General features: G+C 67.1%; 9 protein-coding genes and 1 pseudogene. 8 read left to right on the top strand and 2 right to left on the bottom strand.

The features are described 5' to 3' along the window. The first annotated feature begins 98 nt into the window (after positions 1-98). The 5 genes from NDY25_RS10170 to NDY25_RS10150 all read left to right on the top strand — a co-directional run bounded on the left by NDY25_RS10170 (position 99) and on the right by NDY25_RS10150 (position 9,210). Positions 99-1,568 carry a DUF3375 domain-containing protein gene (locus NDY25_RS10170; RefSeq protein ID WP_168959066.1) on the top strand — a complete coding sequence of 490 codons (1,470 nt, stop codon included), beginning with the start codon at positions 99-101 and terminating at the stop codon, positions 1,566-1,568. After that, complete coding sequence (locus NDY25_RS10165) at positions 1,555-2,259, top strand: DUF4194 domain-containing protein (protein WP_006452466.1); 705 nt, start codon at positions 1,555-1,557, stop codon at positions 2,257-2,259. Before NDY25_RS10170 ends, NDY25_RS10165 begins: the two co-directional genes overlap by 14 nt. A 64-nt stretch (positions 2,260-2,323) precedes the next feature. Beyond that, positions 2,324-5,716 (top strand): ATP-binding protein, encoded by a 3,393-nt coding sequence (locus NDY25_RS10160; RefSeq protein WP_168959067.1) that lies wholly within the window; start codon positions 2,324-2,326, stop codon positions 5,714-5,716. Between the two features lie 4 nt (positions 5,717-5,720). Beyond that, a complete protein-coding gene (locus tag NDY25_RS10155; protein ID WP_180336572.1) occupies positions 5,721-6,902 on the top strand; it encodes a Wadjet anti-phage system protein JetD domain-containing protein in 1,182 nt (393 codons plus the stop codon). Between the two features lie 247 nt (positions 6,903-7,149). Next, positions 7,150-9,210 carry a TonB-dependent siderophore receptor gene (locus NDY25_RS10150; protein ID WP_251754895.1) on the top strand — a complete coding sequence of 687 codons (2,061 nt, stop codon included), beginning with the start codon at positions 7,150-7,152 and terminating at the stop codon, positions 9,208-9,210. A gap of 233 nt (positions 9,211-9,443) precedes the next feature. On the opposite strand, the pseudogene NDY25_RS10145 reads toward NDY25_RS10150, so the two are convergent. Next, positions 9,444-10,366: pseudogene (locus tag NDY25_RS10145) on the bottom strand (IS110 family RNA-guided transposase). Positions 10,367-10,712: 346 nt separating this feature from the next. Next, the gene (locus NDY25_RS10140; protein ID WP_180336620.1) at positions 10,713-11,486 is read right to left on the bottom strand and encodes a sulfite exporter TauE/SafE family protein; all 774 of its coding nucleotides are present in this window, start codon (positions 11,484-11,486) and stop codon (positions 10,713-10,715) included. 114 nt (positions 11,487-11,600) lie between these two features. Here NDY25_RS10140 and NDY25_RS10135 point away from each other — a divergent pair, with 114 nt between their 5' ends. The 3 genes from NDY25_RS10135 (at position 11,601) to NDY25_RS10125 (ending at position 14,831) form a co-directional block, all read left to right on the top strand. Further along, entirely contained in the window at positions 11,601-11,990 is a 390-nt protein-coding gene (locus NDY25_RS10135; protein WP_168960076.1) for a YchJ family protein, read from the top strand. 160 nt (positions 11,991-12,150) lie between these two features. After that, a complete protein-coding gene (locus NDY25_RS10130; RefSeq protein WP_006449007.1) occupies positions 12,151-12,357 on the top strand; it encodes a hypothetical protein in 207 nt (68 codons plus the stop codon). A 311-nt stretch (positions 12,358-12,668) separates the two neighbouring features. Then, entirely contained in the window at positions 12,669-14,831 is a 2,163-nt protein-coding gene (locus NDY25_RS10125) for a lytic murein transglycosylase (protein WP_256627916.1), read from the top strand. Positions 14,832-14,883 lie beyond the last annotated feature (52 nt).

Genomic DNA, 14,883 nt, shown 5'->3' with positions numbered 1-14,883 from the left:
GCATCCATCGGCCCGGCAGAGGTGTTGCGCAAGCGGCCACGCTGTCGCCGGCCACACACCGCTCGACCGGCGCGGGGCCTGAGCCACGGTGCGCCCGCATGAAGGTCCGCGCCCGTATCGCGCGCTACCGCAGCCTGCGCGACGACCCGTTGTGGAAACTGTTGGCCGCCGACCATGCACCGGAAGTGATCGGTCTGCTGCAGGCCTTGCTGCTGGACGGAGAGCGTCTGCTGCCGGCAGCGGTGCTGCACGAGCGGCTGCAGCGCCTGCTCGACGACATCAACGCCGAGCATCTGGCGCGCGACCTGCCGCGCACCGCGCAGGCGTATGTCGCCCACTGGCTGGCGCAGGGCTGGCTGGAGCGTCGCCTGCCCGAGGGCGCGCAGCAGGAAGAGTACGAGCTGTCCACGCAGGCCGCGCAGGCGATCCGCTTTGTCGATGGCCTGGAGCATAGTCGCGGCGCGGCGACCGAAAGCCGGCTGGCGCTGGTGATGCAACAGCTTGCCCAGCTCGCGGCATTGACCGAGACCAACCCGGATGCGCGGTTGTCGGCACTGCGCGACGAGCGCGATCGCATCGATGCGGAAATCGCGCGGGTCTCAGCCGGCAAGGTCGCCTCGCTGGACGGCAAGCGCGCGCTCGAGCGCACCCGACAGGTGATCGCGCTGGCCGACGAATTGACCGAAGACTTCCGCCGCGTGCGCGACGACTTCGAACAACTCAACCGGCAATTTCGCGAACGCATCATCGATGACGAAGGCGAGCGCGGCGAGGTCCTGACCCGGCTGTTCGAAGGCGTGGATGTCATCGGCGACAGCGAAGCCGGGCGCAGCTTTCAGGCGTTCTGGGCGCTGCTCAACGATGCCGAACAAAGCGCGCAACTGGACGCCGCGCTGGAGACGGTGCTGGCGCGCGCGTTCGCACGCAAGCTCGATCGCCGTGAACGCAGCTTCCTGCGCGGGCTCACCGGCACCATGCTCGAACGTGGTGGCCAGGTGCACGATGTGATGCAGCATTTCGCGCGCAGCCTGCGCGGTTTCGTGCAAAGCCGTGGCTATCTGGAACAGCGCCGGCTCAACCGCTTGCTCAAACAGGCGCAGGCCGAAGCACTGACCCTGCGCGAACATATCCCGGCCCAGCGCTTGATCGGCCGCAGTTTGATGTTGACCACCAGCCGGCTGCGTTCGCTGGCGCAATGGCGCCTGCACGACCCGCGCCAGCAACAGGTTGATGGCAGCGTCCAGCGCAACGAGGCGGCCGCCATCTCGCTGGACAGCGTGGGCGATCTGGTCGCGCAATCGGAGATCGATTTCCGCAGCCTGCGGCGTGATCTGTTCGAGTTGCTGGCCACCCAGCCGCAGCTGTCCATCGCCCAGGCGCTGACGCAACGCCAGGCCACCCAGGGCCTGGGCAGTGTCATCGGCTATCTATCGCTGGGCACGCGTCACGGCGTTGTCAGTGGCGACCAATTCGAAGTGGCGCAATGGCGCGGCAGCGACGGCCAGTTGCGTCGCGCGCGCATTCCGCTGATCTGGTTCACCCAGGAGAAACGCAATGAACTGGCATGAGCACGATCCCGATGCCGAGTCCGAACTCGCCCACGACGCTGCCGAGGGTCAGACGCCTGCCGTCGCCAGCACCGGCCTGTTCGCCGGCGACACCGGGCAACTACCGGTGGAGGCGCGTCGCGCGCTGTGTCAGTTGCTCAGTGGCCCCAGCGTGGACGCGCAGCGGCATAGCCGCCTGTGGCCGGCCCTGCTGCGCAGTGAAGCCGGCATTCGCAGCGCCTTGGCCGAAGTGTTTCTGGAGCTGGTGCTCGATCGCGAGGCCGGCATCGCCTTCACCCGCCAGGCCGAGACTGGCGAGCTGGAAGCGCCGGTACTGCTGCGCTCTTCGCCGCTGACCTTCATCGACTCGGTATTGCTGCTGCACCTGCGCCAGCAATTGGCCGAAGCCGATGCGCGTGGTGTCCGTGCAGTGGTGGAAGAAGCGGCCTTGGGCGAGGCGCTGGCCGTCTACGAAAAAAACCTGTCCACCGACCGTGCCGGCTTTCTGCGCCGGGTGGCCACGGCGGTGCAGAAGATGAAGGACAACCATGTCCTGACCCGTCTGCGCGGCGAAGACGCACGCTATGAAATCTCCCCAGCGCTCAAACTGCTGTTCTCGGCCGAAGATGTCGCCGCCCTGGGGCAGGTCTATCGCCAGTTGCGCGACGGCCCGGCCGGCGGCGAGGACGAGGCCGACCCCGCGCACGCCTAGCACTGCCACCGCACCACCCGCGTAAGCGCAGGCCTACGCTTTTCTGGCTTCCCGGACCGTATCGATGACCTCCTCTGCCGCGCCCTCCAGCCTGTTCGCCAACGATCTGCCCGACGCGCGCCTGCAGCAGTTCCGTATGCGCCGCCTGCAGGTGCACAACTGGGGCACGTTCTCCGGGTTGACCGAAGTGCCGATCGCCGAACGCGGTTTTTTGTTCGTCGGCCGCTCCGGCTCGGGCAAATCGACGCTGCTCGATGCGATGTCGGCACTGCTCACTCCGCCCAGCATCGTCGACTTCAACGCCGCCGCGCGCGAGGCCGAACGCAGTGGCCGCGACCGCAACCTGGTGTCGTACGTGCGCGGCGCCTGGGCCGACCAGCAGGACAGCGCCTCCGGCGAAATTGCCACGCAATACCTGCGCAAGGGCGCTACCTGGACCGCGCTGGTGCTGGAATACCGCAACGGCGAGGACCGCGTGGTCAGCCTGGTACGGCTGTTCTGGATTGCCGGCAACAGCGCGGCCACCGCTGACGTACGCAAGCACCACATGGTGGCCGAGCGCGCCTTCGATGTGGCGCAGGACCTGGCGGGCTTCGATCTGGATCTGCGCAAGCTCAAGCAGCGCCTGCACGATGTGCATCACTTCGACAGCTTTGCCGGCTACGCCGAGCGTTTTCGCCACCAGTTGGGCATCGGCAACGAGATGGCGTTGCGCCTGCTGCACAAGACCCAATCGGCCAAGAACCTGGGCGATCTCAATGCCTTCCTGCGCGGCTTCATGCTGGAAGAACCCAAGACCTTCGATGCGGCCGAGCGCCTGGTCGGCGACTTCGCTGAACTCGACGGCGCCCACCATGCCGTGGTGACGGCGCGGCGCCAGGTGGAGACCCTGCTGCCTGCGCGCACGCACCACGCCGAGCTGATGCAACTGCGCCGCCAGCGCAGCGAGCTGGAAGAACTCAAGCTCGGCATCGACGCCTACCGCGAGCAGCGCCGGCTCGCCTTGCTGGACGCGCGCCTGCAGGAATTGGACGTGCAAGACCGCGGCCTGGCCGGCGAAGAAGGCCAGCGCCGCGCCGCATTGGACAACCACACCCGCCATCTGGACGATCTGGAAGCGCAGCGGCGCGCGCAAGGTGGCGAACGCATCGATGCGCTGGAGCGCGAACAGGGCCAGCTGCAGGCCGAGCGCGACCGCCGCGCGGCCAAGCGGGCCCAGGCCGAACAGGCCTGCCGTGCACTGGAGCAGGCCCTGGCCGACAGCGCGCATGGCTTTGCCGAACAGGTCGCGCAGGCGCGCGCCGCGCTGGAAGATGGCCAGCGTGCCGCCGCCGAGCTCGATGAAGCGATCAGCGAGCGCATCGCCGGCAAGCACGAGGACAGCAAACGCTTTGCCGAGGTGCGCGCCGAAATCGAGGCGTTGACGCGCAACCCTTCCAATATTCCTGCGCCGATGCAGAGCCTGCGCGCGCGCATGAGCGCCGACACCGGCGTGCCGGAGGCGGCGCTGCCGTTCGTGGGCGAACTGATCCAGGTGCGCGAGGAAGCATCCGCCTGGCGCGGCGCCATCGAGCGCGTGCTGCACGGCTTTGCGCAATCGTTGCTGGTGGACGAGCGGCACTACGCCGAGGTCGCCGACTGGGTCAACCGCACCCAGCTCGGCACACGCCTGGTCTATTACCGCGTGCGTCACAACGAGCAGGCACTGAGCGGCCGCGAACCCGGCAGTGCCTCGCTGCTGCACAAGCTGGAGCTGCGCGATCACCCGTTTGCCGGCTGGCTGCGGCGCGAGCTGGGCAAGCGCTTCGATTACGACTGCGTGGACTCAGCCAAGGCCCTGCGCCATGCCGAACGCGCGATCACCCGCGAAGGCCAGGTCAAGCATCCGGGCGAGCGTTACGAAAAGGACGACCGCCACGCGGTGGGCGACCGCCGCCGCTGGCTGCTGGGCTTCAACAACCGCGACAAGCTGGCCTTGTACGAGCGCGAAGGCCAGGAGCTGGCACAACGCATCGCCGCCTGCGACGCCGAGGTCGCCGACCTGCGCGCGCGCCGCGAACGCGATGGGCAGCGGCGCCTTGCCCGCAACACGCTGGCCAACCTGGGCTGGGACGAAATCGATGTGGCCGCCGCGCTGCAGCGCCTGAGCCAGATCGCCCAGACCCTGCAACAGCTGCGCGAAGGCGACGCCAACCTGCGCGCGCTGGGCGAGGCGATCGACCGCACGCGTGCCGACATCGCCCAGGCCACGCGCACCTATGAGGGCGTGCGCACCGAGCGGATCACGCTGGGCGCCGAACGTACCCGTCTGGAAAAACAGCATCTGGAATGCGCCGATGCGCATGCGCGCCTGGTCACGCCGTTGCAGCAGCAGGGCCTGGCCGAGCGCTTGCTCAGCCTGGGCGAGTTGAGCCTGGATAACCTGCAGGACCGCTTCCGCACGCTAGAGCGTGGCCTGGACGCGCAGCTTGGCGTCAGCAAGGACGAACTGACCCGCCTGCAGCAGGCCTTGATCGGATGTTTCCGCCGCTACTTCCAGCAATGGCCGGAAGACAGCGGCGATCTGAGTCCGACGTTGGAAGGCGCCGACGATTTTCTCGCCCGCCTGCAGCGGTTGGAACGCGATGGCCTGCCGCAGCACGAGGCGCGCTTTTTCGATCTGCTGCAAAGCCAAAGCAAGAACAACCTGCTCGCCTTGCAACGCCACACTGCCGAAGCGCGCAAGTCCATCGCCCAGCGTCTGGATGAGGTCAATGCCAGCCTGGAACAGGTGCCGTTCAATCACGGCACCTTGCTGACCATCGAATTGAGCGACCGTCGCCTGCCGGAAGTGATCGAGTTCCATCAACGCCTGCGCGATGTGCTCGGCCATCACCAGACCGAACAGCGCGAGGTGGCCGAACAACAATTTGCAGTGCTGCGCGAACTGGTACGCAAGCTGGGCTCGCAAGAGGGCGAGGACAAGCGCTGGCGCGAGCTGGTGCTGGACGTGCGCCTGCATGTGGAATTTGTCGGCGTCGAACTGGACGCCGCCACGCGTCAGCAAGTGGAGATTTACCGCAGCGGCGCCGGCAAATCCGGCGGTCAGCGTCAGAAACTGGCAACCACGTGTCTGGCCGCCGCATTGCGCTATCAGCTCGGCGGCGAAGACGGCGAACTGCCGCGCTATTGCGCGGTGGTGCTGGACGAAGCCTTCGACAAGGCCGACAACGAATTCACTGCGCTGGCGATGAACATCTTCGAAAACTTCGGCTTCCAGATGGTGGTGGCCACGCCGTTGAAATCGGTGATGACGCTGGAGCCGTTCATCGGTGGCGCGTGCTTTGTCGAGATCAGCGGGCGGCACGATTCAGGCGTGTTGCTGATTGAATACGACGAGCAGTCGCGCCGGCTCAAGCTGCCCGAACGCACCCGCAGCGCGGCGGCCAACATCACTGCGGTGGCCGAGCAGGAGTGAGCTGATGGCGCGCGCCGATTGCATGCTGTTGCCAGCTGCCGCACTGCAGGCATTGCGCGGGCAATGGCAACGCCAGCGTGGCGACTGGTTGATCGGTGCATCGGCGCCCAGGCCCATCGCCCTGCAGCCACCGACCCAGGCGCAGGCCAGCGCCCGCTTCGATGCCTTCGGCGACTGGCTGCGCAGCTGGCAGCGCGTCGACTTGCCGGGGCGGGTGGAGTACCGCGATGTGCTGTGGTCGCAGCTGGGGCCGCAACGGCTGCCGCAGACCTGGGTGGTCGAGACGCCGGCCGATGCGGCGGCAGCACTGCAAGAACACGACCGTTGGCAACGCGCCAGCGCGCGCTGCGCCAGTTTGCAGGCGCATTGGCCGGAAGCTGCGGGATTGGCCGCGCGCCTGCGGCGCCAGTTCGATCTGCTTGCCGACAGCGCGCAGGCCGATATCGACCGGCTGGTCGCCGTGGTCGACTGGCTGCATCGACACCGCGACAGCGGCCTGTTCCTGCGCCAGCTTCCCATTGCCGGCATCGACAGCAAATGGGTGCACACGCGTCGCGGCATCATCGCCGACTGGCTGGGCGGGCTGCGTGGCATCGCCGAGCCGCGTAGCTTCGACAGCCTCTCCGGCCTGCGCCGCGCACCGGATCGGGTGCGCCTGCGCCTGCTGGATCCGGCGCTGAGCCAGCAACTCGGCGGCCTGGCCGATCTGAGCGTGCCGATCGAACAGCTGGCCGCGCTGCGGTTGCCGATCGAACGCGTGCTGATTGTCGAGAATCTCGACACCGGCCTGGCCTGCGAAGCGTTGCCGGGCACGGCGCTGCTAATGGCGCGCGGGTATGCCGTCGACTACGTGCGCAACATCGAGTGGCTGCGCACGCTGCCGTTGTTCTATTGGGGCGACATCGATACGCACGGGCTGGCGATCCTGCACCGACTGCGCACGCATGCGCCGCAGACCGTGGCGCTGCTGATGGACCAGGCCACGCTGCTCGCCACGCCGCGCGCCATGTGGGGCCACGAACCCCGACAACATCGCGCCCATCGGCTCGCCGCGCTGACGCCGGACGAGCAGCTGTTTTATGCGCGATTGCGCAGTGGACACTTCGGCGCCGCACCGCGGCTCGAGCAGGAGCGCATCGCCTGGAGTCAGGCATGGCCGCAGATCCAGGCGGCGTTGCGCGGCTAGTCGCTGGGTACCGCTGTCAGGTGTGTGGTGCAGGCGGGCAGCTTGCACTGAAGGCGCTGCTGCAATCTGCTGGCTCGCAGGCGCGCCTGCAGCTGCACAACGTCGTTGGATGGACACGACGGCTGCGCCCAGCACGTCATCGCGGTGAGGATCACGGTCGCGAACCGCTCATTTAAAGATAAGAATCGTTATCATTAGCGGCCCGGATGTGCCCGCCAGTGCGCACATCGTCCCGCTGAAGATCCCGATGACCCCACTGCCTGCGCCTCGCCACCTGTTGTTCGTGTCCCTGTTTGCCGCCATGCCGGCCGCTGCCCAGGAGGCCAGCCTGCTCGACGCCATCGTGGTCAGCGAAAAGCGCGCCTTGTATCGGCCGGAAAAAGCCGCCGGCGCTACCCGCACGCAGACGCCGGTGGAGCGCATTCCGCAATCGATCCAGGTGGTGCCGCGCTCGGTGATCGACGAACAGCAACTCACCCGGCTGGTGGATGTGGTGGCCAATGTCTCCAACGTGCAGCCCGGCGGCACCCAGGGCAATCGCTCGGAAACCTTTGTCATTCGCGGCTTCGAGGCGTCCTCGTATGCGGTGGACGGCATCCTGCTCAACCCGGCGCAGAACTTCACCGAGACCGTGCGCGATCTGGCCAACGTCGCCCAGGTGGAAGTGCTCAAGGGCCCGGCCGCAGTGTTGTACGGACGCGGCGAGCCTGGCGGGGTGATCAATCTGGTCACGCTGCGCCCGGACGCGGTGTTCGGCGGCAATGCATCGGTGCAGGTGGCCGAACACGGTCTGCGCCGCGTGCAGTCCAGCGTCACCGGCCCGCTGAGCCCGACAGTGTCGGCACGGCTCAGCGCCGCCGCTCAGCAGACCGGTAGCTTTCGCGCTGCGCAGGCTGATGGCGATCGCGTGTTCGTCTCGCCCTCGTTGGCATGGCGGCCGAACGAACAGCTGCGGGCCGATCTGGATCTGGAATACACCCGCCAGACCAGCCCGGGCGATCGCGGTCTGGTCGCCATCGACGGCGTGGTGCGTGGCCCGGCCGAGCGCAGTTTTGGCGAGCCGTGGTCGCGCAATCACGGCACCTCGCGCACCGCACGCGGGCGCATCGAAGTCGACGCCAATGACTGGCTGACGCTGCGCCAGATCCTCAATCACCAGGACGGCGACAGCGGCCGCGACGTGGCCGACTTCACCGGTTTCAGCGCCGATCGTGCGTTTCTGCAACGCCGCGCGGTGCGTCAGGACCAGCTGGTGCGCGCTACCACCTCGCAGACCGAGGCGCTGGTGCGTTTCGAGACCGGCCCACTGCGCCATCAGGTGCTGGCCGGCGCCGAATACGTCGATGCGCATCGCCAGACAGATGAAGCGCGCGCGCCGCTGGCCCGCATCAGCGTGACCAATCCGGTGCAGGGCGCATTGCCGGGCACCTATGTGCCGGCGCGCGCCATCGAGGTCGATGCGCGTTACGCCGCGTTGTACGTGCAGGATCAGATCAGCATCGGCGAGCGCTGGGATGTGCTGGCCGGCGTGCGCTGGGACGATGTGCAACAGACCACCATCGACAACGGCGCGCGCACCCGCGAAGACGGCCGGCGCGCATCGCCACGCATCGGCGTGGTGTGGAAGGCCGCGCCGCAGCTGTCGCTGTACGCCAATACGTCCACCTCGTTTCGACCACGCAGTGCCAACCTGTTCGCCGGCGGCAGCGCACCGCCGGAAACCGGCCGCCAGTATGAGATTGGCCTGAAAAGCGCGCTATTCGACAACCGCGTGCTCGCCACCGCTGCCGCATTTCAGATCACAAAGGAAAACGTCGCCACCAGTGATCCGGACAACGATGGCTTTGTGCTGGTCACCGGCCAGCAGCGCGTGCGCGGGCTGGAAATGGACATCACCGGCGAGCTCACCCAGAACTGGCGGCTGATTCTGGGCGCCGGCTATCTGAACGCACAGGTCACCCGCGATACCGTCATTCCGGAGGGCAATCGCCTGCGCGGCGTGCCGCGCGTCAGTGCCAGTCTATGGAGCACCTACCACGTCGCCAGCGGGCCGCTGTATGGCCTGACCTTGGGCGCAGGCGCGGTGCATGTGGGCGAACGCGAAGGCGATCTCGCCAATAGCTATCGCATTGCCGGCTACACACGTTTCGATGCCTCGGCGGCATACCGCTTCGGCGGCCGTTATCAACTGGCGCTGATGCTGCGCAATATCGCCAATCGTTTCTACATCGAGCAACCGGTGACGCAGACCACCAACTACCCGGGCGCACCGCGCACCTTGTCGGCAACGTTGAGTATGGATTTCTAAGCGACTAAGAGTCGCCAACAAAACTGTACGCAGCCGGCTGATCTGTAGCTTGGCCGCAGGGCCCTTGCCCGCCCACCAGCGCGGGACACGCTGCAAGTACGTCCGTGTAGCAACTGTGTTGATCAGGACCTCAACCCGCGACCTTTGAGCGGTTTCCTTCAGGCGCGTTCATCGGTAGGTGCCGGCCGCTGGCCGGCACGCTTTTTGCGTTTGCGCATGGCCGTCAAATGCGCTCAGGCGGGCTGCATGGCGGCTCTTTCATCGCGCACGCGCGCATTGAGGATGACCAGCATCTTGCGCATCACCGCCACAAGGGCGACCTTGCCCTCCTTGCCGCGTGCCCGCAGCGCTCTGTAAAAATCGCGCAGACGTGGCTCGTGCCGAGCTGAGGACATGGCCGCCATATACAGCGCCTGTCGGATGTCGGCTCGGCCTCCGCCAATCCCCCGTTTACCTCGCATCGCGCCGCTGTCGCGCGAGAGCGGGGCAACACCAACCAATCGGGATATCTGCTTTCCGCTGAGCGTCCCAAGCTCTGGTAACCGGCACGCCAGCACGGCCAGCAGCACCGGACCGACCCCTTTGAGCGTCTTCAACGCAGCCAGGTGCGGTCGCTCGGTGAGCAGCGTCTTCAGCTGCCCGGCGATCAGTTTGTCTAACCGCGCCACACTGCGCACAAGCTGGTTCACGTTGCCCTGCAGCAGCTTGCGCAGCGCTTTTCCGCAACCTGCTGCAGCTGCTGCCTTGCTGTTTTCAACAGATCCACCAGTTGCCGACGGGCACGCACATGCTCGCCCAGATCGCGCTGCCATGGTTCCAGTGGAACATACTGATGGAGCTCCATCTTCTCGGCCATGCAGGCCAACATGGCGGCGTCCAGCCGGTCGGTCTTGGCCAGTCCCAAACCGTTGGCCAAGTTGCGTGCCCGTTGCGCATTGACGCGCGCCACCGGCAATGCGGCGTGATGCAAGGCATCCAGCGCTGCCAGCTCGTAGCCCCCGGTCGCCTCCAGCACCACCTGCCGCACCGACAGCGTATTCAGCCAATCGACAAGCTTCCGATGACCGCCTGCGGTGTTGGTGAACTGACGGGTCTGGCCTCGAAAAACCGCAACGTCAAGAGAGTGTTTGCACACATCGATCCCGATTCCGCTCATGGGAAATCTCCGCTAGGCTAGAAATGTCGAGAGCTCCCTCGCTTGCCCAGTCTTATCGTTTCGAGTGTCACCTCGGGCAACTGTTCGGGCGAATCAAGGGAGAATCCGGCGTGGGTACCAAGCTACACGGCGATCGCTGAGATCCAGGCTCTCACGGTGGCCCACGCCGGCTCTCGACACCTAAACTGCCAGATTCCGAACAGATAAGGCTCTTACGCGGCATCCATGCCGCGTAAGGTCCCGCGACGGTGGGCCGGCAAGGGCCAGTCAAGAAGGTCGGTGTGCGTGGTTGCGGGCAGTGCGCGCCGCGTGGCCGTTCGATGCGGTGCGGTCTGGCTCGCGGTCGTCAACGCAGCAGATCCCAGCCCATCTTGCCGATCAGCACGATCACCAGCACCAGGAACAACTTGCGGATCAGCGGCGTGCCACCGCGCAACGCCATTCGTGTACCGGCCACTGCACCGGCCACGTTGGCCACCGCCATCGGAATGCCGATCGCCAGCATCACCTGCCCGCTGGGCAGGAAGAACGACAGCGCTGCCAGGTTAGTGGCCAGGTTCACCACCTTGGCTGCGGCCGAGGCGCGCAGAAAATCCAGCCCGAAAAAGCGGATGAACAAGAAGATCAGAAAACTGCCGGTGCCAGGACCGAAGAACCCATCGTAAAACCCGATTGCCGCGCCCATTGCCAACGCAGTGATCAACTCGCGTCGACCGATCTCGCGCGGACGATGCAGCGCACCGAAATCCTTCTTGATCAGCGTGTAGATCAACATCGCGATCAGCAGCACCAGAATCAGCGGCCGCACCGCCTGCTTGGGCAGCAGGCTGACCGCCGTCGCGCCCAGAAACGAAAACGTAAACGCCGCCGCAGTGGCATACAGCACCGGCCGCCACGGAAAGCGCACATTGCGCGCATACCGCCACGCCGACGCCCCGGTGCCGAACATCGCGCTGAACTTGTTGGTGCCCAGAATCAGCGACGGCGCCTGCTGCGGCAAGGTCGCAAACAACCCAGGTAACTGGATCAACCCACCCCCACCAACCGCCGCATCCACCAACCCGGCAATGAAGGCAATGCACAGCAGCCACGGCAACTCGGTGGGGATCAGTTCCAGCAAGACGGCGCTCCGCACGACGGGGACGACAGCATAAACGCGTAGAAACCCGCCTCCCGCCTCCCGCCTCCCAATCCCCAATCCCCAATCCCCAATCCCATCCCGCACAATCGCCCGATGCCGACCTCCACCCCCACCGATCCCTGTCCCTGTGGCCGCGCCGCCACCTACGCGCAGTGCTGCGGGCACTACCACGCCGGTGCCGCCGCGCCCGATGCCGAAACCCTTATGCGTGCGCGCTACAGCGCCTACGTGCGCCGCGATGTGGCCTACCTGCTCGCTAGCTGGCATCCGTCCACGCGCCCACCCGAGCTGTCGCTGGACGAAGGCGGCCGCACCACCTGGCTCGGCCTGAGCGTGCAACGCGCCATCGAGACCGGCACCGACACCGCCGACGTGGAGTTTCTGGCCCGTTATCGCATTGGCGGCGGCAGCGCGGTGCGCATGACCGAACACAGCCGCTTCGTGCGCGAGGACGGTCACTGGTATTACCTCGACGCGCGCTGAGCAGGGTCCAGGCTTGAAGTAATGCCGCAACAGGCCGCAGACCGTGAAGCCATTCAGCCCGACGAACGGCATGGGCCGGTGCGGTTTGTCGACGCCACGTTCGCGGCCGATCCCGGAAGCTTGCCGCCTCGGCGGAGCTCGCCGCGGGGCGGACACGATCATGGCAACCTTCAATCTCTGGCAGTGGGTGCTTGTGGCCATCGCGGTGTTCGCGATCGTGCTGCCGGCGTGTCTGGCCACTGCGATGGTCTGGTTCGGTCCCCGTCACGATGCGCCACGCAGGGCCCGCGCCCGTCGCGTGTCCGACGCCAGCCCCTCCGCACCGGCGCTGTCGCTGCTGACCGGCATCACCGGCGACGGCAGCTAAGCCCGGCGATCAATGCCGCCGCGCTGTGGCTGCGTCTCTGCCAGGCGGACCGGTTCAAGACCTCGGCATCGGCGCGCACTATCCCATCTGACACGCCTCATAGAGCGTCAGTGCTGTCCTTACCGGTCTCAAAAGCGCGTGTACTACGCCGTCACTCCCGCGTAGCGCCACCCACTCCCGCGCCTCACGCTGCTGCAGCGACAGCGCGACCTGCACGCCTCGAACCACCCAGGTTGGCTATCCTCGTCGGCTCGACTTGCCGCAGGAGCGCTCCACCGCATGACGTCCGTCTCTACGCCGGCCACCACGCCATGATGCCGATCCGGTGCGTCCTGCCCGCTATGCTGGCGCTGCTGCCGCTGATCGCCTGTGCCGATCCGGCCTTCGACCGCTGCCTGGCCGGCCTGCAGACCCAGGCAGCCGCCAAAGGTGTGGAGGCCGCCAACTTCCAGCGCTTCACCGCCGGCCTGGTGCCGGATCCCAGCGTGTTGCCGCTGCTCGATGCCCAGCCCGAATTCACCACCCCGATCTGGGATTACCTCGCCAGCCTGGTCGACAGCCAGCGTGTCACCGACGGGCAGGCCATGTTGGTCACCCACCGCGAGTTGCTGACCCGCCTGTCCGAACAGACCGGCGTGGATCCGGCCACCATCGTGGCGGTTTGGGGCGTGGAGAGCGACTACGGCCGCGTCACCGGCAAGCGCCCGTTGCTGGTCTCATTGGCCACGCTGTCGTGCGCGGGCCGCCGTCAGCCGTTCTTTCGCGGCGAATTCCTGGCCTTGCTCAGCCTGCTGCAGCAAGGCGATCTGTCGCCGGATGGCCTGGCCGGCTCGTGGGCCGGCGCCTTCGGGCAGACCCAGTTCATGCCCTCGACCTATGCCCGCATCGCGGTGGATGGCGACGGCGACGGCCGCCGCGATCTGGTCGCCAGCATTCCCGACGCGCTGGCCTCCACCGCCAACTATCTGGTCAAGGCCGGCTGGGAGCGTGCCCGCCCCTGGGGGATGGAAGTGCGCCTGCCCGCCGGCTTCGATGCCAACAAGGCCGGCCGCACCCGGCGCCAACCGCTGCAGACCTGGCAACTCGCAGGGCTGCTCGGCACCGATGGCAAAGCCTTGGCACCGACCGGTGTGCCCGCCGATACCCCGGCGGCGCTGCTGCTACCGGCTGGCCCGACTGGCCCGGCGTTTCTGGTGTTCCGCAACTACGACGCGATCTACGCCTACAACGCCGCCGAAAGCTACGCACTGTCGATCGCCTTGCTCGCCGACCGCCTGCGCGGCGGCCCCGGCCTGGTCGCGGCCTGGCCCACCGACGACCCCGGCCTGGGCCGCCCCGAACGGCGCGAACTGCAGCAATTGCTGCTGGCCCGCGGCCACCTGATCGGCGAGGCCGACGGCATGGTCGGCAGCGCCACCCGCCGCGCCATCCAGGTCGAGCAGACCCGCCTGGGCCTGCAACCGGCCGACGGTCGCCCCGGCCAGCGCATCCTCACCGCCCTGCGCGCCGCCCCGCCGGTCACTGGCGCCGCCGCCATCCGGGCCACCGCGTTCAAGCTGCCGGCCGCCTATCCCGCATTCGCCCAATCCCCCATCGTCCAGAAGGCACCCCCCATGTCCGACCTCACCGGCCTGCGCACAGGCGATTTCCACGGTTTCCCCTCGCTGTTGATCGACACCCCGTTCTCCACCGCCGCCATCAGCCTGTTCGGCGGCCAGCTGCTGTCGTTCGTGCCCAAGGGCGGCCAGGACGTGATGTGGCTGTCGCCCACCGCCAAGCAACCGCCCACCCCGATCCGCGGCGGCGCGCCGGTGTGCTGGCCGTACTTCGGCCGCCAGGACCAGACCGGCGAAGTGCCCGCGCACGGCTTCGTGCGCACCGTGCCGTGGCAGCTGACCGACAGCCGCCGCGAAGACGACGGCACCCTGGTGCTCACGCTGACTCCGCCCAGCTTCGACGACCTGGCGCTGCGTTTGCGCATGACCCTGCGTATCGGCCGCACGCTCGAACAAAGCCTGATCACCGAGAACACCAGCCAGGCCCCGGTGCGTTTCACCCAGGCATTGCACAACTATTTCCGTGTCGGCGACGCGCTCAAGGTCAGCGTGCAAGGCCTGGACGGGCTGGACTATCTCGACAAGTACGAGAACTACGCCACCGCCCACCGCCAACAAGGCGACTGGAGCCTGCGCGATCCGCGCGACCCCGGCCGCAGCGACCGCATCTACACCAACGCCGGCGGCCGCTACACCCTGACCGACCCGGTGCTCGGCCGCCGCATCGTCATCGCCACCCAGGGCAGCCGCTCGCTAGTGGCCTGGAATCCGGGCGAAGAAGCGGCCGCCAAGATGGCCGACGTGGGCGCCGGCTGGCGCGACTACGTCTGCCTGGAAGCGGCCAACGCCGGCCAGGACGTGATCGAACTCGCGCCCGGCGGCAGTCACACGCTGACCCAGACCATCAGCGTCGAGTAACCGCAAGATTCGCCCAAGGCACGCGCAGAGCCCGCGCTGCTTTCGAAGAAAA

The organism is Xanthomonas hortorum pv. pelargonii (assembly GCF_024499015.1).
Taxonomy (GTDB): Bacteria; Pseudomonadota; Gammaproteobacteria; order Xanthomonadales; family Xanthomonadaceae; genus Xanthomonas; species Xanthomonas hortorum_B.
Note: the sequence above shows the minus strand (reverse complement) of the source record. Positions and strands in the feature narration are given on the sequence as shown.